Origin of the sequence: Nonomuraea sp. NPDC048916 (genome assembly GCF_040649575.1) — a bacterium.
Lineage (GTDB): Bacteria > Actinomycetota > Actinomycetes > Streptosporangiales > Streptosporangiaceae > Nonomuraea.
This window is the reverse complement of sequence record NZ_JBEZFS010000001.1, coordinates 127,407-149,773: the sequence shown is the minus strand read 5'-3', so window position 1 is coordinate 149,773 and position 22,367 is coordinate 127,407. Positions and strand designations below refer to the sequence as shown.

The following is a 22,367-nucleotide window of genomic DNA, read 5'->3' as shown; positions in this document are numbered from 1 at the left end:
GCTCGGCTGCTCGGCGCGGACGTCGGCGATCCCGCTCCGGCCCGGTCGCCGAACGACGCGGGGTCCCACGTTCCCGTTCCTCCCCGTTCCTCACCAGGGTGGCGCCGTCCGATGAGGAGTGGGGCGCGACCGCCTCTGGCCGCTAGATCCCCTGGCGCATGGCCCGGTTGCCCAGGACCAGGCCCAGGGCTGCGACCAGGAGCGTGGCGGCCGTGCCGTACAGGACGGAGAGGTCGGTGAGGTCGCCGGCGAACAGGGCGCGCTGGGCGTCGACGATGTAGGTGATCGGGTTGAGCCGGCCGACCACCCACAGCCAGCCCGGCCCGCTGTCCATCGGCAGGAGGACACCCGAGAGCAGCAGCAGGGGAAACAGCAGGACCTGGGTGACGACGTAGAACAGGGTGCCGTCGGGGGCGGACTTGATGGCCAGCACGAACGACAGGGCGCCGAGCCCGACCCCGAACGCGACCAGCATGGCCAGCCCGGCCAGCACGCCCGCCGGGTGCGGCCGGAAGCCGAGCGGCAGCGCCAGCACGATGATCAGCACGGCCTGGCAGAGCAGGACCACCATGGTCTTCATCGTCCTGCCGACCAGCATGGCCGTCCGGTTCAGCGGGGTGACCAGCATCCGCTCCATCGAGCCGCCGATCAGGTCGACCAGCAGGGTGTAGCCGGCGGCCATCGGCCCCGACAGGCACATCATCACCAGGATGCCCGGCACGAACCACTGCCAGGACGAGCCCACCGCCCTGTCCAGCAGCGAGCCGAAGAGGAACAGGAACAGCAGCGGCTGCCCCATCTCGAAGAGCAGGCCGACCGGTTCGCGGACGGACGGGGTGATCTCGCGGGTGAAGACGGTCGCGGTGTCACGCAGGAATGTCGTCATCGGTGAGGCTTCTCCCGGTAAGCGTCAGGAACACGTCGTCGAGTGTGGGGCGGGCGGTCTCGGCGGTGGCGACCTTGACGCCGGCCGCCTCCAGCGCGCGCAGGTACTCCGGCAGGGCCGCGGCGGCGTTGGCCACCCGGAGCCGTACGGTCGTGCCCTCGGCGGTGGCGCCGCCGATCCGCGCCGCCGCCTCCGCCTCCTGCGCGGTGGTTGTGGTGATCGTGATCTGGTCGCCGGCCAGGTCGTTCTTGAGCTGCGCGGCGGTGCCGTCGGCGATGATCCGGCCGTTGTCGATGATCACCACCCGCTCGGCCATGCTGTCGGCCTCCTCCAGATAGTGGGTGGTCAGGAAGAGCGTCGTGCCGTACGCCTCGCGCAGCCGCAGGATGTGCGTCCAGATGTCGGCGCGGCTCTGCGGGTCGAGACCGGTGGAGGGCTCGTCGAGGAAGAGCAGGTCGGGGCGGTGGATGAGGCCGAGCGCGATGTCGAGGCGGCGGCGCTGGCCGCCCGACAGCGTGCCGGGCTTGCGCTGGGCCAGCGGGCCGAGGTCGAGCAGGTCGAGCAGCTCGTCGGCGCGTTCACGGGCTCGCGCCGTGGTCAGGCCGTAGGCGCGGCCCTGGACGACCAGCTCGTCGCGGGCGCGGAAGTTCTCGCCGGCGCTGTTCTTCTGGCCGACGTAGCCGATGCGGGCGCGGACCTTGGCCGGCTCGCGCGCCACGTCGTGGCCGGCGACGGTGGCGGTGCCGGAGGTGGGGGGCAGCAGGGTGGTGAGCATGCGCAGCGTGGTGGACTTCCCGACTAATGATTTGGGGCACATAATCGAGGTAGAACCACCGAAAACGGGCAAAGCGAGGGGACGGGAATCATGGGCAAGCTTCAGACGGCAGCAGAGCAGACGACCAGCAGCGCAAGCGAGCGGCACACCAGCCCCGACCAGCCGCGTTGGGTGGTGGACTACACGCGTAAGAGTCTGGACAAGGCCAAGACCGGTGACGGGGTCGGTAGCCAGCACTTGGAGAATCAGGACCTGGCCGACGAGTTCGAGTTGGGCGAAATCCGGATTACCTACAGCGACAACGACGTGTCGGCCTACCAGGACGTGGAGCGTCCGGAGTATCTGCGCATGCTGGCGGACATGCAGGCGGGCAAGATCGCCATCGTCATTGTCTGGCACGCCAAGCGCCTGCACCGCAAGGTGGAGGAGGTCACACAGTTCATCAAGATCGCCCGCGCGCACAAGGTCCGGTTGTTCAGCGTGGCTCGCGGTGGCGAGTACAACCTGAACAAGCCCCAGGGCCGCAGGGATCTCATCAACGACACCAACGAAGGGGAGTACGAATCCGGCGAGCGCGGGGAGCGTGTGGCGCTGGCGCGCAAGCGCCAGGCCCGCAACGGCGATTGGGGCGGTGGCGTGCGCCCGTACGGGTGGGGTGTGGACACCGGCCGCGTTCGGTCGGTGTGCGTCAACCCCAAGGCCCCGACGATGGAGCGTGTCTACGAGGACCGTCCGGTTATGGACATGACCCGGCACAACGAGGAGGAAGCTACCGAGATCCGCAAGTGGGCTAAGGATTTGCTGGCAGGTGTGCCGATGGAGCAGGTCATCCGCGACATGGCCAGGAGGCTGGTCAAGACCGTCAGCCAGAAGGAGGGCCGGAGCGTGAAGCGTAGCGGCAAGGTTGTGCAGACGCAGGGGTGGAACTCCCGGACGATTAAGCAGATCTTGACGCACCCGCGTACGTCGGGTCATGCCGTCTACCAGGGGAGGATCATCCGCCGGGACGCCTATGAGGCGATCATCCCGGAGGACAAGCGCCAGGCGTTGATCACGCTGTTCGCCGACCCGTCCCGCAAGACCAGCCCCGGCAACACGCCCAAGTGGCTGGGATCGCTGATCGCATCGTGTGAGCGGTGCGACGACGGCACGGTATGCACCGTTCGCAACAACAGCCAGGGAGAGCCCATCTACCGGTGCCGTGCCAAGGGACATTGCATGGCCAAGGCCGAGGAAGTCGATGCCTACATAGCGCGCGTCGTGGTCAAGCGACTGTCGCGTGAGGATGTTCAAGATCTCCTCCCGGCTAACGTCGAGGCTGACATTCCCGCGCTGCGTGAGGAGATCGTCACCTTGAACCAGGCCAAGAAGGACGCGGCCCGAAAGCTGGTGCTGGGTAAGTGGGACGAGGAGACCGCCGATGAGGCGATCGCCACCGCGATGACCCGGATCGAGGAGATACGCGAGATCTTGAGGCAGGCCACATCGGACAGCCCGTTGGCCGAGTTCGCCGCATCCGACGACGCGCAGCGCACATGGGATGGCCTGTCTCTGGGTCGTAAGCGAGAGATCGTCAAGTTGCTGGTCACGGTGACCCTCCTCCCGATGGACCGCCGCCGCTCCGTGCCGGTGAGCGAGTGCGTGAACATCACCCCGAACGAGCCGCCCCAGCCGGGCATGCTGGTCGCCTAACCACCCCGCCGCGCTCCGCCGCCAGGGGGGCGCCAGTGGCCCCCGGGAGCCCCCTACAGCAGCAGCAGCGCAAGCCGCTCACGCTGGCTTTCGGTCAGCGGTGGCCAACTGCGCACCATCGCCGCGATTGCTTCATCGTCGCCCTCAGGCCCCGGGGCGTTCGCCGCCCGCTCCGGCCCGTCTAACTCCTGATCGTCTCGTCTGTCCTTCGCGTCCATTCCTGCCGCCTCACCCGATCGGGCAGCCCAGCCCCCCACCGGCCCGCCGCCATGATCAGCGCATGCCGAAGGGAGCGGCCATGGCCGCCCGCATGATCGTTTAATGGGTGCTGTCTGGCAGCGGCCCGCGCGCCCACCCACCCACCCCCGGTGCAGGTCGAGCACCGTAGGTCAGGCACAAGTGAGCAGCCGGGGAAGAAAGGCCAACCCCAACAGCCAAGATCCAAATATTTCAGTGGTGCTTCGCGCGTTTTGCCTGGTCGCAGCCTCGCCGCAGGTGCCGGCGGATTCGTCGGCGATCTTCAGGCGGTCAGCCCCAGCCGTCCCGCCTCCCGGGCCTGACGATGCTCACGCCCCAGCACTTCGGCCCACACCCGATCGCCCAGGTTCCGGTAGCCGACTCCCGCGATCCGCCAGTCCCCGACCACCACCCGTTGGGCTCCGTCGCCCGCCCCGTCGTGCGCCCACGGGTCGTGCTCCCGCCAGCGCTGCGCCAGCCGCCATGCCCGCCGTGCCTGCCGCAGCGCCGCGAACGTCGTGGAGTAGCGGCGGCTCTTGGAGGTCACATGCCCGCGAAAGCCGAGCGTGTGAACGTGCCGCGCCAGCCGCAGCGATCGGCAGGTGGCCAGCCGCGCCAGCCTGCGCACCGTTTCTGTCAGCGCCGCCACGTGCCCCGCGACGCCGCCGCCCTGCATCACGTCCGTCTCACCCGCAGGGGGCCGGGACGCGGGCAGGCCGCTCACGCTGTCGGAGACGGTCTTGGTGGCGTACTTGGCCAGGTACCCGGCCACCCGGGCGGCGTCCACCTCGCTGGCCCGCACGGGCCGCACGTCGAGCTGCGTGCCCCACCGGGCGATCGCCGTCGTGCGAGCATCGACCACCGGCAGCGCCACGCTGACCCGTCCGGCCGCCTCGATCAGTGCCGCCGTCAGCAGCTCCACACCCGCCCACGCCGGAGCAGGCACCAGTGCCTCCGGATCGTCGGGGTTGACCCCATCCAGTCGCGCCAGTACGTGCAGGTGCACCACGCCCCGTTTCTGGAATTCGGCCACCTTGGCGTAGGAAACGCGCAGCAGGTCCCGCACCCGGCGCACGCTGACCGGCCGACCACCGACAGTCGGAGCGAGCGCGGCCAGCGCCCGATACACATAGATCACCGTGCGCCGCCACAGCTCCCCGACGTGCGCGTTCCACAGCACCTGACCGGCCAAGTCCGCGCAGTCCACGCACAGCGGAGCTCCCACCAGCCCGTCACGGGCATCATGGCGTGCCGTGCACCACAGCGCCCTGCCGTGCTCACACGTCCGCTTGCGTCCGCCACCCCGAGCCGCCCGGCACACCTTCCCGTCGCGGGCCGCGTGCACCGCGCCGAAGCTGGGAGCGGTGAACGTGGCCAGAACCAGCGGACTGGCCCCCGCCTCCCCGCAGCCGTCGCCGTCCTGGTCGCCAGTGCCCGCCCGCTTCACCCCACCGGCGAACACGTGCCAGGCATCGGCCCGGTAGCGGGCCGCGCACGGCGGGCACACGCTCTCGCGGCGGTCCTTGCACGCCACCAGCAACACCCCGCCCGGCTCCCCCGCACTGCTATAGGCGGCCTCTACCTCACCGGTCTGCATGTTGACCGTCATCGCCGACCCGGCCAGTTGCACCGGCCGCACGCAGTGCCCGGCCCGCTCCACCTGACCGGCCCATCGCCGGTATTGCTCGTCATCGGCCACCCGGGCGATCATCTGCCCGAGCACCGTCTGTGTCTGCATCGCCGTTCGCATCATCTGACATGCTCCTGTCCCGCAATACGCCAAAGGGCGGGTCCCCACCGGCCCGCCCCCGTCATGCGCGCAGATCACCCGATCCGTGCCGGGACCTCACCGCCGCCCCGGCATCGGGTGGCTACCGCGCTACGGCCTCGCCCGCCGTCAGCGGACGCCACCGGCTCCGCACCACGTCTGCGAGCCCGGCCAGCTCCTCCGGCCCCTCCAGGAACGACGCGCCCAGACCGCCGTCCCTCCACGGCGCGTGCGCGAACGTCTTGAGGGTGTGCTCCAGCTCCGTCTGTCCCGCCTTGAACAGCCACGCCACGAAGCGCTCAGCGGCGTACTCGTCGCTGATCTCCACCGGTGCGGCCCCCTGGTCTGTCATCGTCCAGACCTTCACTGTCTTGTCCTCTCCTTCGGTCTCTCCCGTCGCCGGGCGTCCCCGACCCCGATCCCACGGGAACGCTCCCGGCCTTGCTCGTGCTTCCTGCGTGGGGCAGGAGGCGTGTCAGATACCGGTTGTACGCACCGAGCACCCATTTGGTTCGATCGTGAGCGGTATTTCCGCAGGTAATAGCCCTTTCCGGAAAGCTGCCCGGCCGGTAATGATCCTCCGGGCAGCTCACCGGCTCACCTCACGACCGCCTCAGAGCACCCGCACGCAGGTAGCCGCGACGTACCCGAACGGGCTCCCGGTGATGGTCAGCCGCCCGGAGGCGACCTTGTACCAGCTCGTTCCTCGCCGACCGCACTTGGGCGGGTAACTGTTGGAGCCGTTCCCGGCCACGAACTCACATGAGGTGAGGATGGTCCCGCGCGGCACCGCGCGCACGATCAGCCCGTTGGTGAACGGGAAGTCGCGGATGGCGATCCTGCCTCCGGTCACCTGGAGTTTGCGACACGCCGACGCCGACGTCTGCGCCGTGCTCTGCCCAGCCGTCTGCGTCGCGCTCTGCACCGCCGTCTGCGTCGTGCTGGTGGCGTTCGCCGAGGAGGCGAGCGTGGGCGTCACGGCCACGAGAGCGGCGATGACGGACGCGGCGAACAGCGTGGTCGTCTTGAACATGATGGTTCTCCTTCGTGTGTTGGGTTGATCTCATGCGAAACTCGAATGGCGCGTGTTTGTGCAGGTAGGAGGGTTGGCACATGTGCCGGCCGCTACCTCCAGTTGGTGGTGGCGCGCAGGTCGGCCGCGTACGCCGCCAGGTCCGACAGTTGCTCATCGGACAGGTGGAACGCCTTGTGGCGGACCGGCCCGGAGGCACCGGCCAGCAGGTAGCCGACCCCGGCCGCGCCCAGGGGGATGGTGGAGGCGTCGATGCCACGCGCGGCCCAGCCGGAGCCCAGCACCGTGTCGGAGGCATCCTTGGTCGTGCAGCGCAGCGCCCACCGGACGTCGAACAGATCCCGGATGTAGGTCGGCACCACATCGCTACCGGGCTTCTGCGTCGCGGCCAGGACTCGCACCGCCGCCGCCCGGCCCCGCGCGCCGAGATCATGCAGCGGCACCAAGAACGCCTCACGCTTCTTCTTGTCCGGGTACAGGGTGAACGCGGACAGCTCATCGATCACTACGGCCAGCAGCCCGAAGCCCATCCCGCGCGTGATCTTCCGTGTGCCCGTCGAACTGAGGTAGGCGTAGCGCTCATCCATCCGATTGCGCGCCCACTCCAACCCCTCGGTCGCCGTGTCGATGTCGCTACGCACCCCGCCGTGCGCCACCTTCTCCCAGGCGGCCAGCTCCACCCCGTGCTTGCCGTCGATCATCAGCCCTTGCGTGGCAGGGTCCAGCATCAGGCCCGCCGTCAGCGTTTGCAGCGCCACCGACTTACCCGACTCCGGGGCACCCCCGATGAGCACATGCACGCTCACCGCTCAGACCCCCGTTCGATCTCCGTGCTGGCGTTGCTCAGCAGCCCAACTGTGACCATCTCGCCCGCCTCACCGAGCCCCACGGGGATCGGGTCCCAGACGCTTGCCACCCAGCCCTCTTGCGCAGCCGGGGCCCACGGCCAGGTCAGCACCCCGAAGCCGTCGAGCGGATCACGGCGGATGATCTCCACCTCCGCATAGCGGGCGTTGACCTCATCGGCCTCCACCTCCACCCGGGAGGCTTCCAGCGATGAGGCCAGCCACGGCGCGCGATCGGCCACATCCACCGCCGCGCCACCCTTCGCCAGCCGCACCCGCAGCCGTTCACCCGCCGGTGTCCGCCGCGCCCCCATCACCCGGGGTACCCGGTCATTGTGCGTGGCCAGGCCCGCGAACCGGCACGCCGTGTCCCAGCGCCGGACCACCCGCGCCCACCACAGCACACCGGCCAGCCAGCGCCGCACCCCGGGCACGGCCAGCAGGCACGCCAGCGTGACCGCCACCATCACGGCCAACGGCCACCCGCCGAGCAGCCAGCCACCACCCACCACGCCGACCACGGCCACAGCCAGCGCCAGCTCACGCCGCGCCAGCCACGCCGGACGCAGCAGGTAGACCGTCAGCCGGGAACCGGGCGTGGACTGTGCCCGGATCGGCACCACCGGTGTCTCCAGCGCAGGCGGCAGGCCCGAGGGACGCCCGGGAACCTGCGGCCCGAACAGCCCGCTCATGACAGCCCCCCGCCGTCCGGTGTCGGAGGCCGGTGCGCCAGCGACGGCACCGCCGCCACCCCGGGCGGGTCGCCCAGCTCCACCGGCAGGGCCCCGGACAGGTCCACCACACCGGAGCACCGCAACCAGCCCGACTCAGCCGCCGCGATCTCCGCGCAGCCGTCCACCTCACGGGCGAACGCCGCCGATGCCTGCGCCAGCGTGGCCGCGAACCATCGCGCCACCCCCGGCGACAGGTGATCCACCCGGACCACCACGAGCCGACCCGTGACGCTGGTGAAGCTCAGCAGCGGCCAGCCGTGCGGCACCCGCCAGGTATGCACCCGGGTACCGGCCGGACCGATGAGGAGATCCATTACCCCTCACCCTCGCCAGCACGCCCCGAGTGCCGAGCCGCCCCACCCGCAGCGCCAGCCGCAGAGGCGACCGGAGCCCCCGACCCGTGCGGGTTGCGCCTGGCCGGACCGTTGGCCCCGTGCAGCGGCACGACCGCCGTCGCGCTCCACCACCGGACCTCACCCTCCTTGGCCATGCCGTAGGCGAGACCTTCCACCCGCACCGCCATACCCGGCACCAGGTGATGCTGTTCGCCCGGCAGGTTGAACTTGATCGTGGTTGAGTCGCTGCCGTCCATCGCCAGCACCTTCACCACCATGACCGGCTGACCGTCCTCGGTCACCTTGACCTTTTTCGTGGCGAAGTCCTTCGCCGCCATCGGGGGCGAGGTCACCGTGAACCCGAGCTGACTGGTATCGATCGGAAATCGCATCCGCTCTACCTCCCATCGCCGGGGAGCGTCCCTTCTGGTCACTCCCACGATGTCAGGCTGTACTCGAATACGTGTTCGAATAGTTCAATGCGATGCCCGCCCGGCATACCTCCGTGCGCAATCCCCCGGCGCGTGCTAATGCCGCACCCGCGCCCACGGTGCACCCGGCGCACCGTGTGATGAGTTTCCCTACTAGATCAAGCCGCCCGGCCCCGGCCGGACGGACACCATCCCGCGGAAGTGATCATGCGTGGAGGTTGGACCACCCAGCGGCCAGCGGGCCACCCTCCGCCGCCCGGCATCACGCGCCGTCCGGGGCCGGAAGACGGGGACTGCGCGCGGCGCTGCGCGCCGTGCTCGCCCCGCCCCGCCCCCGGACGGCAGCGCTCGCCGCACCACCGCACGGCCCTACCCGCCCGTCCACCTTCCCGCCGTCACCTCCGCCCAGCCGCCTGCCCGCAGACGCGACGGACCCCCGGCACGACATCCGCACCGGGGGTCACGATCTTCGGGACACGTCTTACTCGCGGTCATCTGTCCGCCGCGTCAGCGCCGGCCGAACTCCCTTACGGTCGCCCCTACGGGGTGCCTACGGCATTCCGCCGGCCCCGACGCTCCCGACCTCATGCAGGCCCGCATCACCGCTTGCGCTACTTAGGATTCCCGAAGCCACAAGCCGGTGATCCCGTCCTGGTACTTGCCGTAGAAGGCGTGGAGCGTGGTTTGGAAACCCCACTCCTCAAGCGTGTAGCGACTGATCGGTGTGACATGAGTCGAATCCATGGCCAGGACATCCCAGACCTCCGGATTGGGTGTGGTGACTACCAGTCCGCGTGTGGCGTGCTTCTGGAGTGCCCCCACCAGGCGGGCCGGGTCCTTGAGGTGTTCCAGGATCTCCAATGCTGCGAACCAGTCGAATTCACGGCCCGGCTCCCAGACGTTCAGATCAACGCCGTCCAGCCATCCGTCTACGGGAACGTACCTGCCGCGCCAACCATGCTCGACTCTCAGGCATACGTCCAGCTCGGTGAGTCCGGCTCCCACGTCCACCAAGATGTCTCGGTTGGACAGTCCCCCCAGATAGAGCCGATCAGCCGCCGCCTGATAGCGCGCCTTTCGCTCTGCGTAGGGACGGCGGGGGCGGCGGATGTACTCCTCGCACTGCTGGACGCGGTCCTTGAAGATCACGGGTCCTCCTGTCCTCCGAGAGATCGGCCCGCATGCGCCGTTTACGAGCAAGGCCCTGTGTGGCGTTAGCTGGCAGGCCAGGGGAGGTCCGGCTCGCACGGGCGCGAGTAGTCCACGCCGGGCACGTCGAAGCCGTACAGCCGCCTTACCTCATCCCGGAACCAATCAGTTGCAGCCAGGGTGCCGATGGTGTCGGAGGTGGCCGCCTTCCACCGTTCGGTGACCGACTCTTGGACCTGGTCGTCCAGCTCCCAGCGGTCAAGGCGGATACGGCCCCGTTCGTCAGTGTCGAGGGGAGCCGTGCCGGTGAGCTGGTCCCACAGGTCGATGGACTGTTGGAGCGGTGAACGCATCCCGTCGCCGAGGACACCGCGAAGCAGGCTGACGTACAGCGCGTTACCGGGGATGGCCGTTGACGCTTGAGTGACCGCCGCACCGTTGACCGAGGTAAGTGCGCGCCCGCCATGACCGCGCAGCATGTCGCCGAGGGCGGCGGCCGTGTCCTCCAGATGCAGTTTCGCCGCTCCGATCGTGCCCAGCCGATAAATAGCCGACGTGAGATGCGAACCGATGTAGGACAGGGCAACGGTGGTGAATCCCGGCCGGACCAGACCGCGCGAGCCCAGCGCCTCCACCCAGCGGAACCAGTCCTCGCCGCCCATCACCTTGACCGTGTCCGCCGTCTCCTTGTCGGTGGCGGGTGGGACGCTGATCTCTCGCAGTCGCGATGTTCCATCGGGGTCGAATTCGAGCGTCTTGGTCACGTGCTCGGCTCCGATCGGCTGAATCACCGACTGGTGGACCGTCCCCGTAACCGGATCGGCGCGGCGTGGCGCGGCAACGCTGTAGATCAGGTAGTCGATGCCCCCGAAGCGCTTGGCGATCAGATCGAGGACGCTTTCCTTGGTGGCGTCGGCAAAAGCGTCCCCGTTGACGAACGTGAGATCACTTCCGGCCTCCTTCGCGAGCGTCGCTGTGGCGATCGTTCGATACCAGCCCGCTGTTCCCGTCCGACGCTCAGTCGGTGCCCGCTCGAAGCACAGGCCCACGCCCTGAACCCCATAGCGCGCGATTGCGGCGACTGCTGCGGCCAGCCCGTAGCCCGCACTGGACCCGATGACCAGAGCGACCGGGCGTTCTCCTCCGTCCGGCCGTGTCACGGGCGAGATGTGAGCCGCCATGTCCGTGACGATGCGAGCACATCCCTCAGGGTGGCTGTCGAACAGCAGGAAACCCCGCCCGGTCGGCTGAATGAGTCGTGCGGTCATCGTGTGCCTTTCTACGTCAGGGATTGCTCGGAGCCTGTGAGGCGTTGGAGGACCGCCACCAACTCACCCAGGGTTCGTACCTGCCCGGTGTCCTCGTCCGGGATCGTCACCCGGAACCGCTCCTCCAGGATTTCGACCACGACCAGCAAGGCGAGGCTATCGACCCCGAGATCATCCAGCCGCTTCGCGTGTGTGTCTTCATGCGGTGGCTCGCCCCCGGTGACCTGTGCCACGACGCCAGAGATTACCGCCGCGATGCTGGAGCCGGACTCATCCACGCGCCTTGTCCCCACTCGGGCGTTTGGCGGGGAATCGAGACCATAAGGCGTCAACGCTCACCATCGGCGGCTCCGTACCCCCCGCCGTTCCCTCTCCGCCCGTCTTCCTCTCGAACGCGTCGATCAGCAACGCACAGGAGCCGCAGAAGCTCCCGCACGTCATCTGCTCACTCTCGGCGCGCGGGATGATGTCATGCAGGGCCTTGAGACCGCCACCGGCCCGGACGGTGGCGACGTAAGCCGACCGGTTGGTGCGAGCCAGGATGTCACGCAGCGGCTCACGAAACAGATTGCCGAAACCCAGCTTCTCCGGGACGTTGAACGCCGCACAGGCGTACAAGTCGCCCGACGCCTTGAGGAGAGCGGTAGGCAACACGTACGCGCCCACGGTGGGGGCGAAACAGTCGTAGCAGTGATCCATCCATCTGGCCACCGAGGTCCGGCCAGGGCGGTGGATCGCCGCCTGATCATCAAGACGTTCGTTGGGCAGGTAGACGCGCATCGTCGAATGGACCCGGTCATGCGGGAAGTCCCCGTAAGTCTCCGCATACAGCCGCATCACCGGATAGATCCTGTGCTCACGCGTGCTCGGATCGGCCAGGCTGGACACCGCGATGTTCAGCTCGTGATCGCTGAACTCCGTGACCGCATGATGGATGATCCGGCACACACGATCCAACGGCGTTGTCTGCTCCCCGATCGACACCATGAGCAGCGGCACGAACAGCCGGTTGTCCAGCAGCCCATGCGCGACGAGCTGATCAAAGGTCGGACCGCACCGCTTCTGCGACCCCCACACGCCGTTCGTGGTGAGCTTCGAAACGTCCACCGTGCCCCGCGCTTGAGCCATGAACCGCAGCAGCGCCCGCATGGCCACGAACGGTTCACCACCCGTGATGGCCACGCTCGGCAGGCCGACACTCGCGAACTCCGACACCAAATGATCGAGCTGCCTATCAGACAGCGACCGCCCCGCTTGCAGGGACAACGCACCCATACCGCAGCTCGCGCAGGTGTCATTGCACTTGGTCGTCAGCTCGAACTCGATCCGTAGCGGACGGTAGGGAGCATCGACAAGCCCCGCTCCATCCCACCCGGCACGGATGAGGTCAAAGACCGCTGAGGTCTTCACCGCGTACTTTCCGGTGAACGGTATGACGGGTCCACGCCCGTCCACGTAGGTTGCTGTGCCCTCTTTAATCATCGTCCACCCATCCCGGCCCATCGAGAACCGCGCGGCTCTCTGGCCTGCCATGACTTGTCGGTGGTGCCCCGTTTCCCCACTGCCGTCCCCCGTGACCGCGCATCTGTCCGAGCAGCCACAGCCCCGGGTCAATGGCCACGGGCATGGACCACGTTGGACACACCGTCAGGCACGAGCGGTATCCCAACCCCGCAGACTCAGCCACCCGGCAACCGTTCCACGGTCAACGGGGGACGGCACGCGTGAGCCGACCCAACACCCGGCCCACGTTGTACGGCACGACAGAGCGGGGGGTTCCCGCGCCACCCAAGCCCCCCGGCACCCGAAACAAGCCGAGGAAACCAGACAGTGCTGGTCGCGCTGTCGTGCCGATCTTCACGGCATGACGACACGGCAAGCCGACACCCGCCGCGTCACCACACCAAACTAAGGAGAGCCGCCCCCCAAGCTGCGAGCCTGCGAGGCTGCTATCTTCGCGGCCAGACCACCCAGCGTGGCATCACGCACAATGTGCCACGACCCGTGCGCCTCCGGATCAGGACAAGGCAGCCGACACCGGCGAGCCGCCCACCACTCGTGACAGCCCTTCCAGACATCCCACGACTCGAAGGATGCCTTCAACGCCTCCAAACTCACCACTGTGCCCGGCCCATCGCGATCTTGCCTCGCGGGTCCGTTGCCCTTCACGTGCTCGCCCGCCCGCTCTGCTCCTCGCCCCCGGCATGACGGCCACCACCCGCGACCAACGGGGCACCGGCCTTGATGAACTGACCGCCGCCGGGATGAGCCTCCAGGTAGCGGCCAGCGATCCGCCGCGCCGCCGTCGGGCCCGCACCAGCCGGGCACCTCTCCCACTCCCACCGCCTGCTCCCGGCCACAACCCGACCGCTCCACCACCGGAAATGCCATCCCTGCGGCCCGCACTCGCACCAGACGACCAGATCAGGCCGCACCGACACCAGCGCCAGCCCATACCCCTCCACGACATCACCCGTGATGCCGAAGTCCTCCAGCGCCCGCCGCAACCGGCCCGCGATCACCCCGGCAGGCGAACCACGCATCCCTGACCGCCCGTTCATGACCGCACCCCCACCCCGCCCACCAGATGCATCGCCGCGACCTCATCGCGAAAGCTCGTCCGCTCATCCGCACGCCACAACGGCACCCGGACTACCCCCGGCTCCACCAGCCGCGCACCCACGAAGGAGAAGAACCGCTCAATCGCCGGTTGAGACCGCAACGTCACCGGCGCGGAGGTACTGGCGTAAGCACCAGCCGCCGCGATCGTCTCCGCAGCGCTCAACACATGCGTCACCACCAGGTACGAACCCGGCGCCAGCGCATCCATCACCGTCCTGAGAATCCGATACGGCTCCTCCTCGCGTGCGATGAAGTGCAACACCGCTACCGCCAACACCCCCACCGGACGCGACAGGTCCAGCAAAGACCCGTTCCGGCACGCGTTCACGATCTTCTCCGGAGCCCGCATGTCCAGTTCCAGCATGTGCGTATGCTCGTCAACCGCGAGCAGCGCCCGACCATGACACGCCACCACCGGGTCATAATCCACATACACCGTGCGCGCCTCCGGCTGAAACCGCCGCGCCACCTCGTGCACGTTACCCATGTTCGGATAACCCGTGCCCAGGTCGAGGAACTGATCGATCCCCGCCTCACCGGCCAGGTAGCCCACCGCACGCCCCAGGAACTCCCGGTTCGCGATGGCGTAATCCCGCGCTTTGGGATTCCTCGCCAAAGCCTGCGACGCCGCCTCCCGGTCAACCTCCGAGGTGTCCTTGCCGCCCAGCCCCGGATCACCCAGGAACCAGTTGTACATCCGCGCCACATTCGGCCTCTGCGTGTCCATAACGGGAGGAACCCGCACGATCGACGCAGCCTCGCTCTGATCGCTCCGGCCATCGTTCGCCGGTACCGATTTGGCCGTATCCTGTGCCATAGATCAGGACCTCGTTTCCTGATCGAGGGAGCCGTACGGCGTACTCAGCGCCTGCGGCTCCCGCTATTTCGGCGTCATCGCCCTAGGTCCTCCATCTCACCTCTTGGAAGTCTGTCCACGCAGCCTGCGTCTAGAGGACACTAGAGGACAGTGAGAGGACATCCGGCCAGTACATAGAGAGGTGAGTACGTGGCTAAGGATCGTCGCACCGCATGGGCTGAACGGCTACGCAACGAACGACGCAGCCGATTGTGGTCACAGGACGACCTGGCCCAAGCGCTGGAGAAGGCAGCAGGCCACAACACGCGCCTGCACGACAGCCTCCCGGCAAGACCCTCCATAGTCCGCCGAATCCGCGACTACGAAGCCGGTAAGCACCAACCCCGAGACCCCTATCGCACGCTCTATTGCCGCGTATTTGGTATGACCGAGGTTGAACTCTTCGCCGAAATGCCGGGCGAAACGAACGCGCCACAGGTTGCGGAGGTTGCCGTCATCGCTGCGTGCGATCCTCCCGGCGATGAAGAAGGGCTAATTCTCTCTGCCGAAAAGGCGAACAGCGCTAGCCGAGTCGATGCGGACTATGTCCAGGCAATCAGGGAGAGTAACCAGCACTTCGTAGCCATCGATGGACTGTGCGGAGGAAACGATATACTGCCCTTGGCTGTAAGAATCTTCAGAGCAGCGCACGGAAAAATAGGTGATGCATCTCTCCGCCCTGCAATCCAGCGGGATCTAGAAGCGGCAACAGGAGAAGCAGGCGAAGTAGCCGCATGGTTGGCCTACGATGCCGACCGTCAATCACTTTCTCGCCAGATCATCCATGAGGCACTTTTCTTGTCTCGACTTGCAGGCGATCGCGAGATGGAACTCTTCGAGCTAACCCACTTAGCGATGCAATCGCTCTATCTTCGTCGCCCTCGTGAGGCAATGAGAATCGCCGACAATGCCCTAGATGACAGAACCATACCGCCACGGGTCGTGGCCTTGTTCGACATACGGCGAGGCCGCGCACTGGCCCAATACGGGGAGCGCGAACGAGCCCTCCGCACTCTCGACAAGGCGCGCTCAGCACTCACTGGCAGCATCACCGCTCGCGACCCGAAATGGACTTGGTGGGTAAACGAGGCGGAGGTTATTTGGCACAAAGCTACGGCTCATGCCGAGCTCGGAGAATGGCATAATGCTGTCCCGCTGTTCAAAGAGGCAACCGATCTCAAGTCATCGTCTCGCAGGTCACGCTACAACGACCATGTCCATTTCCTGGATTCGCTGGTACACGTCCACGCTTGGGAGGACGCCGAACGCACCATCATCAACGACGTGATACCGCAAGTAGGGGAAGTTGGATCAGCGCGCACCACAAATCTGTTGCGGCGCATCATCGACCGCATCGAGAAGTCCCGCGCTGTCGCAACGTCTACGTTGGTTGACTCTGCTGCCGACCTTCGACAACTCCTAGCAGTCCAACGGGGCACCGATCCGGTATAGATCACGTCTCTTTCTTCCAGAAGACGAGATTGTTCCGTGTTTGAGGTGCTTAAAGCTCTTTGGGAACCCCCTCGGGTTGGCCACCACACTGCGTGCCTTCGGCCCGCTGGGCCCACCGTAGACCCGCACGGGCACAGCACTGCGAAGCAGGCGGGGCCTACCGAATCGTTTCGGAGCCAACTTCATGGGGACCCCTCCAAGATCGCAAAAGGGGGGCGGGGAGGGAAGTATGGGGGCAGGGGCGCAGCCCCTCCCCAATTGGCGGACAATTGTGATGCCCCCCTTTTGCGATCTTGCCCCATGAAGTCAGCACCACCGCAACGATTCGTCCACCCCCTCACGTCCGCGCCACGGATCCCACACTCTCGCAGGTGGGAGCCACCAAACGGCCCGACGCATCGTTACCAAACCGCAAGCGCCCCAGACCGCTAATGGGCTTGCCCGCGCCGTTCGGGCCCAGGAAGGCGACCAGCTGTCCGGTCTCGACGTCGAGGTCGATGCCGCGGACGGCTTCGACGGTCTGTTTTTTCACCTTGAACACTCGGGTCAGTCCCCGGGCGTGGATCATGGTCGTGCTCCTCCGGGCATGGCGAAGAAACCCCAGGTCGGGGGGCGGTTGAGGATCGGAATTCATCTTGAGCCGCGGAAACCGGATTGGCAAACGCGAATGTGACGTTCATATACGACTCTGACCTGCGGAAACGGCCACGTGGGCGGCGGCCGCGTCAGGGCGTTTTCAGGGCCGCTGACATGCGGTTATCCGGCGTCCGCGAATCTTTTTCGGCGAACGGTCGAGACGGCTCCTTCTGAGCGGCTTTTAATGCGATAAGGCAGGATGAATCGGAGGGGAAGTTCGGCCCGGCGAGGGGAGTCAGGGTGTCGGGGAGGCGCCGGCCGGCCCTGGTGGCCGTCCTCGTCCTGATGACCGCCACGGCGTCGGTGCCGTTCCGGCCGGACGTCTTACCGGAGGTCGTGCGGATCGCGTTCGCGATCGAGCAGCGCGGGATCGTCTACGCGTGGGGCGGCGGGCACGCCGAGGAGCCGGGGCCGTCGAAGGGCACCTGCCTGGGCTACACCGGGAAGATCAGGCCCTGTCCCGCGGCCAGGACCCTGGGGCTCGACTGCTCGGGCTTCACCCGGTGGGTGTACGCGCTGGCGCACGGGGCGGACGTGCTGGGACCGGGCAACACCGATGACCATGTACGGAAGATGCGGCGGGTCCGTACCGCCAGACCCGGCGATCTTGTCTTCTTCGGGAAAATCACGAAGAAGCGCGTCAAGACCCACCACGTCGGCATCTACCTGGGTGACGGAAAGATGATCAACGCACCCGAGACGGGAGCTGTCGTCCGGATCGACCCGATCGGCCGGATCAGGGACTTCGTCGGTTTCTACCGGCTCTGAGGCCGTCCCTGTCGGCTCTGAGGCCGTCTTGGTATGGCTGTAACGCGTGTCATGTCCCGAAAATTGAGAGACCCGAGGGCTACTCTGTGCCGCTATGGACAGGCGATGGGTGGGCACGGATGGCCTTGAGGTGATTCCGGCCTGGCGTGCGGGGCGTCAGGTGCTGCGCGTGCGCCGTCACGGGTGGCTCGTCGCCGACTGCGTCTCGGTCGCCGAGGTGGCTCGCCATGTCGACCTCGCCGATCTCTGCGAGGTGATCGACCTGCCGCGGCAGCGTGGGTACGAGGCCGTCGGATGACGGCCCCGACAAGTTCGCATCATGGCTGGACCCCGTGTATGGTTACACCTGTCCGCAGCGCGGACAGGCCCCTATAGCTCAGTCGGCAGAGCGTCTCCATGGTAAGGAGAAGGTCAACGGTTCGATTCCGTTTGGGGGCTCCAGCTTGGTCGAGCCTCACCGGGAATCTCAGGTGGGGCTCTTGTTGTTGATTTCAGCGGTCGGGTGTTCTTGGGGCATACTAGGAGCACCTCACCTGACCAGGCGGAGTTCGTATGCGCTCCCCAGGTCGGGTATCCTTTACGGGCCGGGGGTTTCGTCCGGCTCAAAGGCGGAGTAGCTCAGTCAGGCAGAGCAAACGGCTCATAATCGTTGTGTCGCCGGTTCAAGTCCGGCCTCCGCTACTGCCCTTCCACAGGTCGTCGACCTGGGTTGGGGCATGTCCTAATCCCGAACGTAGAAAGGCACTCCCACGTGGCTGCCACCGACGTTAGGCCGAAGATCACGCTGGCCTGCCAGGAGTGCAAGCACCGCAACTACATCACGCGGAAGAACCGGCGAAACGACCCGGATCGGCTTGAGCTGAAGAAGTACTGCCCCAACTGCCGCTGCCACCGCGCGCACCGCGAGACCCGCTAGCTCTTCCCGAGCGCGGTCTCGCCGGGCAGCACTTGCCTGGCCCCATATCGCACAACCGGCGTCCCGACCGAGGGCGCCGGTTTGTCGTGTCTACACCTTCGCCTGTGGGCGGCTGTGAGCTCCTCTGGTTCCTGCGGGCAAAATCACGGGAACCCCGAGCGACAGCCGAACCTTGTTCTGTTACCGTCTGGCTCAACGGTGGCGGACCTGCGAGGGAGCACAGATGGCGTTGAACCGTGACTTCGTTGGACGGACGTACTCGTCCAATGTCCCGTACGAGGTCAGCCGGGTGAAGATCAGGGAGTTCGCCGCGGCGATCGGTGATCACAACCCGATCTACCGCGACAAGGAGGCCGCCCGCGCCGCCGGACATCCGGACGTGGTCGCGCCGCCGACCTTCCCCATCGCGTTCAGCCTGCAGAGCGGCGGCGAGGCGCTGGTCGACCCCGACCTCGGCCTCAACTTCGCCATGGTGGTGCACGGCGAGCAGCGGTTCGAGTACCACCGGCCGATCTACGCGGGAGACGAGCTGGTCACCAGCTCGACGATCACCGACATCCGCAGCGCCGGCCGCAACGAGCTGCTGACCGTCAGGAGCGACATCACGACCGTGGCCGGTGAGCCGGTCTGCGTCAGCTACAACACGATCGTCGAGCGCGGAGGGGCGGCCTGATGACAGCCACGGTGAAGTACGACGAGGTCCAGGTCGGCCAGCAGATCCCGGCCGCCGACTACAACGTGCGCAGGCTCGACCTGGTGATGTACGCGGGCGCCTCCGGCGACTTCAACCAGATCCACTGGAACGAGCGGTTCGCCAAGGCCGTGGGCCTGCCCGACGTCATCGCGCACGGGATGTTCACCATGGCGCAGGGCGGCCGGTTCGTCACCGACTGGGCCGGCGACCCGGGCGCCGTCGTGGACTACGGGGTGAGGTTCTCGTCGATGGTGGTCGTGCCCGACGACGACCAGGGGGCCACGATCACGGTCAGCGGTGTGATCGAGGAGAAGCTGGAGGACAAGCGCGTGGTCGTCGCCCTGACGGCCAGGTCGGGCGACGCCCGGGTGCTGTCGAGGGCACGCGCCGTGGTGCGGCTCGCCTGACCGGCCCCCGATGATAGGGCGCGCCGGTCCAGGGTACGCGTGTCCTTATGACTGAAACCCCACATCATGTCAAGGTATGGCCCACGATTCGTTCGGTCCCGGTCTCGGCGGTGACCGACGACGGACCACCGGGCCATCTGCGGCCCCCGCGAATCGAGGACGTGGCCGGTGCCAGCGGCACCGGCCGTGACTCCACGGGCGGCGCCGCGACCGGTGTGGGCACGGGCAGGGCCAGGCCCGCCGGTGGAGCGCGCGGCAACCCGGCCGCCGAGTTCGGCTTCTCGGGCGACCCGGCCCAGCACGGCGCGCCCGACGACGACATTCTGCACGCCCAGCGGGTCTGGGACGGGTCCCTGGCCACCAACCGCCTCGACGACCTGGGCGTCAACACCGAGCGGCAGCGGGTGGAGACCGCCGAGATCACCACCACCGTGGGCGTGCTCGTCGACGGCCGGCCCGACGACGTGCGCCGGTCAGTGGAGTCGGTCATCGAGCAGACCGGCGCCTACGTCCTCGCCATCGACCTGGGCGACGTGGACGGTGCCGGACAGGTGCTGCGCGAGCTGGCCGACCTGCATCCGGAGCGCGTCACCGCCTGGTACGTGGCCGAGCGGCCCGCCTGGCGCGACGGCACGGCGGCGTGGGGCGAGAGCCGGGCGAAGCTGATGCGGCTCGACACGTCAGAGGTGCACGTGCTGATGGAGACCTCCGTGACGCTGGACGGCGACGCGATCACCCCGCTGGTCGCGGCGGTCCACGAGGGCGCGGTGGCCGCCGGATGGATGGGGTTCGAGCGCGACGGCGACAACTGGCGCGAGGCCGCGCCCGGCCGGGTGGACGCTCTGAGCGGCGACCTGATGGCGGTGCGAAGGCCGGCGGCGCTGGGCGCCTCTCCCGAGGACGCCCGGGACGGGTTCGAGCTGTCGCTCGCCCTGCGCGGCGAGCTGGTCGTGCCCCCCGACCGGCTGCAGGTGCGCCGCACACCGGCTCACTAGGGCTCACTGGGCGCGGTGCGCATCTCCTAAGCTGTGGCTCATGCAGACCCTCGCGCCGTATACCACGCTGGGCCTCGGCGGGCCCGCCCGCCGATTCGCCGAGGCCGTCACGGCGGAGCAACTGGTCTCTTTGGTGGCCGACGCCGACCGGCGGGCCGAGCCGACCCTGGTGCTCGGCGGCGGCAGCAACCTGGTGGTGGCCGACGAGGGTTTCGACGGGGTGGTCGTCCGGGTCGCGACCGAGGGCGTGTCGGTCTCCCGAGACGGCGAGCAGGTGCTGGTCACGGTCGAGGCGGGCGAAGATTGGGACTCCCTGGTCGCCCACGCCGTGGCGGAGGGCTGGTCCGGCATCGAGTGCATGTCGGGCATCCCCGGGCTGGTCGGGTCGACCCCGATCCAGAACGTCGGCGCCTACGGCCAGGAGGTGGCCCAGACGATCAGGTGCGTCCGGGCCTACGACCGCAGGACCCGGCAGGTGGTCGACCTGGAGGCGCGGCAGTGCGGGTTCTCCTACCGCACCAGCGCCTTCAAGCGTGACCTCGCGCGCCACGTGGTGCTCGCCGTGACCTACGCGCTGGACATCTCGCAGGCGTCCACGCCGATCGCGTACAAGGAGCTGGCCGGGAAGCTCGGCGTCGAGCTGGGCGAGCGGGTCTCGTCGGAGCGGGCCCGCGCGGCGGTGCTGGAGCTGCGACGCGGCAAGGGCATGGTGCTCGATCCCGGCGATCCCGACACCCGCAGCGCCGGCTCGTTCTTCACCAACCCGATCCTGAGCCCGGCCGAGGCCGCCGACCTGGAGAGCCGTGCCCCCGGCCACCCCCGCTGGGACCTGCCCGACGGAGCCGTCAAGGTGCCCGCGGCCTGGCTGATCGAGCAGGCCGGCTACCCCAAGGGCTACACCCTCGGGCCGGTCCGCATCTCGACCAAGCACACGCTGGCCCTGACCAACCCGTCCGGCCAGGCCACCACGGCCGACCTGCTGGCGCTGGCCGCCGAGGTGCGCGACGGCGTCCGCGAGAAGTTCGGGGTGACGCTGGTCAACGAGCCGGTGCTGGTCAACTGCGAGCTCGCGGAATAAAGCGCCGGTAATGGGCTGTTAAGGTGGTTCGGAAACACCGAAGGGGAGTAGTCCCAATCGCGTGATCGACACGCTGGCGCCTCACCGCGCCCGGTCACGCGGGCCTTCGCGGGCGGACGAGACCTTCGGCCTGGCAGTCATGCGAACAAGACGCTGCCGGGCCGAAGTCGTGCCCGCACATCTCCCCGGGCGCCGCGGTCCGGTCGCGCGGAAGAGGACCGTTGGAAGCGTTCTGGATCAGTCTCGTCGTCATCTTCGTCGCCGAGCTCGGTGACAAGAGCCAGCTCATGGCGATGACGTTCGCGACCCGTTTCAAGATCTGGCCGGTGCTGGCGGGCATCACGATCGCGACGACCGCCGTGCACCTGGTCAGCGTCGCCGCCGGCGGCCTGATCGGTGACGCCCTCCCCACCACCGCCATCTCCGTCGTGGCGGGTCTCGCCTTCCTCGGTTTCGCCCTGTGGACGCTGCGCGGTGACGAGCTCACCGAGGAGGAGTCGAGCAAGGCCCAGCGCACCACCAGGAACGCCGTCATCGCCGTGACCGTCGCGTTCTTCCTGAGCGAGCTGGGCGACAAGACCATGCTCGCCACGATCACCCTGGCGACGCAGCACGGCTGGCTGGGCACCTGGATCGGCTCGACGGTCGGCATGGTCGCCGCCGACGCGCTGGCCATCCTGGTGGGCCGCCTGCTCGGCAAACACCTGCCGGAGAAGGTCATCAGGTACGGGGCCGCCGCCGCGTTCGCGGTGTTCGGCGTCGTGCTCCTGGCCGACGCGATCCTCTGACC

General features: G+C 67.8%; 25 protein-coding genes, 2 tRNA genes and 2 pseudogenes. 12 read left to right on the top strand and 17 right to left on the bottom strand.

Going from position 1 to position 22,367, the window contains the following annotated elements; all coding sequences use genetic code 11:
• Window positions 1–142 precede the first annotated feature (142 nt).
• Window positions 143–886 carry an ABC transporter permease gene (locus tag AB0C16_RS00775; protein WP_357677382.1) on the bottom strand — a complete coding sequence of 248 codons (744 nt, stop codon included), beginning with the start codon at window positions 884–886 and terminating at the stop codon, window positions 143–145.
• A pseudogene (locus tag AB0C16_RS00770) lies at window positions 867–1,682 on the bottom strand (ATP-binding cassette domain-containing protein); the annotation flags it as partial. The gene AB0C16_RS00775 and the pseudogene AB0C16_RS00770, both read right to left, overlap by 20 nt.
• Before the next feature lie 69 nt (window positions 1,683–1,751).
• On the opposite strand from AB0C16_RS00770, the gene AB0C16_RS00765 reads away from it, so the two are divergent.
• A complete protein-coding gene (locus AB0C16_RS00765; RefSeq protein WP_357677380.1) occupies window positions 1,752–3,353 on the top strand; it encodes a recombinase family protein in 1,602 nt (533 codons plus the stop codon).
• 53 nt (window positions 3,354–3,406) lie between these two features.
• On the opposite strand, the gene AB0C16_RS00760 is transcribed toward AB0C16_RS00765, so the two are convergent.
• From AB0C16_RS00760 to AB0C16_RS00695, 14 genes are all read right to left on the bottom strand, one after another.
• The gene (locus tag AB0C16_RS00760) at window positions 3,407–3,571 is read right to left on the bottom strand and encodes a hypothetical protein (RefSeq protein WP_357677378.1); all 165 of its coding nucleotides are present in this window, start codon (window positions 3,569–3,571) and stop codon (window positions 3,407–3,409) included.
• 302 nt (window positions 3,572–3,873) lie between these two features.
• The gene (locus AB0C16_RS00755; RefSeq protein WP_357677376.1) at window positions 3,874–5,343 is read right to left on the bottom strand and encodes a replication initiator; all 1,470 of its coding nucleotides are present in this window, start codon (window positions 5,341–5,343) and stop codon (window positions 3,874–3,876) included.
• A gap of 118 nt (window positions 5,344–5,461) precedes the next feature.
• Window positions 5,462–5,710 (bottom strand): hypothetical protein, encoded by a 249-nt coding sequence (locus AB0C16_RS00750; RefSeq protein WP_357677374.1) that lies wholly within the window; start codon window positions 5,708–5,710, stop codon window positions 5,462–5,464.
• Window positions 5,711–5,971: 261 nt separating this feature from the next.
• Window positions 5,972–6,391, bottom strand: a complete 420-nt coding sequence (locus AB0C16_RS00745; protein ID WP_357677372.1) for a hypothetical protein — start codon at window positions 6,389–6,391, stop codon at window positions 5,972–5,974.
• A 92-nt stretch (window positions 6,392–6,483) separates the two neighbouring features.
• Window positions 6,484–7,197 carry an FtsK/SpoIIIE domain-containing protein gene (locus tag AB0C16_RS00740; RefSeq protein ID WP_357677370.1) on the bottom strand — a complete coding sequence of 238 codons (714 nt, stop codon included), beginning with the start codon at window positions 7,195–7,197 and terminating at the stop codon, window positions 6,484–6,486.
• Window positions 7,194–7,928, bottom strand: a complete 735-nt coding sequence (locus AB0C16_RS00735; RefSeq protein ID WP_357677368.1) for a hypothetical protein — start codon at window positions 7,926–7,928, stop codon at window positions 7,194–7,196. Before AB0C16_RS00735 ends, AB0C16_RS00740 begins: the two co-directional genes overlap by 4 nt.
• Window positions 7,925–8,284, bottom strand: a complete 360-nt coding sequence (locus AB0C16_RS00730; protein WP_357677366.1) for a hypothetical protein — start codon at window positions 8,282–8,284, stop codon at window positions 7,925–7,927. Before AB0C16_RS00730 ends, AB0C16_RS00735 begins: the two co-directional genes overlap by 4 nt.
• Complete coding sequence (locus AB0C16_RS00725; protein WP_357677364.1) at window positions 8,284–8,697, bottom strand: hypothetical protein; 414 nt, start codon at window positions 8,695–8,697, stop codon at window positions 8,284–8,286. Before AB0C16_RS00725 ends, AB0C16_RS00730 begins: the two co-directional genes overlap by 1 nt.
• A gap of 654 nt (window positions 8,698–9,351) precedes the next feature.
• The gene (locus AB0C16_RS00720) at window positions 9,352–9,885 is read right to left on the bottom strand and encodes a hypothetical protein (RefSeq protein WP_357677362.1); all 534 of its coding nucleotides are present in this window, start codon (window positions 9,883–9,885) and stop codon (window positions 9,352–9,354) included.
• Window positions 9,886–9,950: 65 nt separating this feature from the next.
• Window positions 9,951–11,153, bottom strand: a complete 1,203-nt coding sequence (gene fabV / locus AB0C16_RS00715; RefSeq protein ID WP_357677360.1) for an enoyl-[acyl-carrier-protein] reductase FabV — start codon at window positions 11,151–11,153, stop codon at window positions 9,951–9,953.
• Between the two features lie 11 nt (window positions 11,154–11,164).
• Window positions 11,165–11,431, bottom strand: a complete 267-nt coding sequence (locus tag AB0C16_RS00710; RefSeq protein WP_357677358.1) for an acyl carrier protein — start codon at window positions 11,429–11,431, stop codon at window positions 11,165–11,167.
• Window positions 11,424–12,686, bottom strand: a complete 1,263-nt coding sequence (locus AB0C16_RS00705; RefSeq protein ID WP_357677356.1) for a hypothetical protein — start codon at window positions 12,684–12,686, stop codon at window positions 11,424–11,426. Before AB0C16_RS00705 ends, AB0C16_RS00710 begins: the two co-directional genes overlap by 8 nt.
• A 632-nt stretch (window positions 12,687–13,318) precedes the next feature.
• Window positions 13,319–13,714, bottom strand: coding sequence for a hypothetical protein (locus AB0C16_RS00700; protein WP_357677354.1), 396 nt, complete (start codon window positions 13,712–13,714; stop codon window positions 13,319–13,321).
• A complete protein-coding gene (locus AB0C16_RS00695) occupies window positions 13,711–14,502 on the bottom strand; it encodes an SAM-dependent methyltransferase (RefSeq protein WP_357677708.1) in 792 nt (263 codons plus the stop codon). Before AB0C16_RS00695 ends, AB0C16_RS00700 begins: the two co-directional genes overlap by 4 nt.
• Window positions 14,503–14,781: 279 nt before the next feature.
• On the opposite strand from AB0C16_RS00695, the gene AB0C16_RS00690 reads away from it, so the two are divergent.
• Window positions 14,782–16,083, top strand: a complete 1,302-nt coding sequence (locus tag AB0C16_RS00690) for a hypothetical protein (protein WP_357677352.1) — start codon at window positions 14,782–14,784, stop codon at window positions 16,081–16,083.
• A gap of 436 nt (window positions 16,084–16,519) precedes the next feature.
• Here AB0C16_RS00690 and AB0C16_RS00685 read toward each other — a convergent pair.
• Window positions 16,520–16,651, bottom strand: a pseudogene (locus AB0C16_RS00685) (ABC transporter); the annotation flags it as partial.
• A gap of 308 nt (window positions 16,652–16,959) precedes the next feature.
• Here AB0C16_RS00685 and AB0C16_RS00680 point away from each other — a divergent pair.
• From AB0C16_RS00680 to AB0C16_RS00635, 10 genes are all read left to right on the top strand, one after another.
• The gene (locus AB0C16_RS00680) at window positions 16,960–17,487 is read left to right on the top strand and encodes a C40 family peptidase (RefSeq protein WP_357677350.1); all 528 of its coding nucleotides are present in this window, start codon (window positions 16,960–16,962) and stop codon (window positions 17,485–17,487) included.
• A 94-nt stretch (window positions 17,488–17,581) separates the two neighbouring features.
• Window positions 17,582–17,785 carry a transposase gene (locus AB0C16_RS00675; protein WP_357677348.1) on the top strand — a complete coding sequence of 68 codons (204 nt, stop codon included), beginning with the start codon at window positions 17,582–17,584 and terminating at the stop codon, window positions 17,783–17,785.
• A 67-nt stretch (window positions 17,786–17,852) separates the two neighbouring features.
• A tRNA-Thr gene (locus tag AB0C16_RS00670) sits at window positions 17,853–17,928 on the top strand.
• Between the two features lie 166 nt (window positions 17,929–18,094).
• Window positions 18,095–18,168, top strand: a tRNA-Met gene (locus tag AB0C16_RS00665).
• Window positions 18,169–18,238: 70 nt separating this feature from the next.
• Window positions 18,239–18,403 carry a 50S ribosomal protein L33 gene (rpmG, locus tag AB0C16_RS00660; protein ID WP_019632658.1) on the top strand — a complete coding sequence of 55 codons (165 nt, stop codon included), beginning with the start codon at window positions 18,239–18,241 and terminating at the stop codon, window positions 18,401–18,403.
• A 223-nt stretch (window positions 18,404–18,626) separates the two neighbouring features.
• Window positions 18,627–19,076, top strand: coding sequence for a MaoC family dehydratase N-terminal domain-containing protein (locus AB0C16_RS00655; protein WP_357677346.1), 450 nt, complete (start codon window positions 18,627–18,629; stop codon window positions 19,074–19,076).
• Complete coding sequence (locus tag AB0C16_RS00650; protein ID WP_357677344.1) at window positions 19,076–19,504, top strand: MaoC family dehydratase; 429 nt, start codon at window positions 19,076–19,078, stop codon at window positions 19,502–19,504. The genes AB0C16_RS00655 and AB0C16_RS00650 overlap by 1 nt, the downstream gene beginning before the upstream one ends.
• A gap of 161 nt (window positions 19,505–19,665) precedes the next feature.
• On the top strand, window positions 19,666–20,499 hold the full coding sequence (locus tag AB0C16_RS00645; protein WP_357677343.1) for a hypothetical protein: 834 nt from the start codon (window positions 19,666–19,668) through the stop codon (window positions 20,497–20,499).
• A gap of 40 nt (window positions 20,500–20,539) precedes the next feature.
• Window positions 20,540–21,577 (top strand): UDP-N-acetylmuramate dehydrogenase, encoded by a 1,038-nt coding sequence (locus AB0C16_RS00640; RefSeq protein WP_357677341.1) that lies wholly within the window; start codon window positions 20,540–20,542, stop codon window positions 21,575–21,577.
• Between the two features lie 221 nt (window positions 21,578–21,798).
• Window positions 21,799–22,365, top strand: a complete 567-nt coding sequence (locus AB0C16_RS00635) for a TMEM165/GDT1 family protein (protein WP_357677339.1) — start codon at window positions 21,799–21,801, stop codon at window positions 22,363–22,365.
• Window positions 22,366–22,367: the final 2 nt, after the last annotated feature.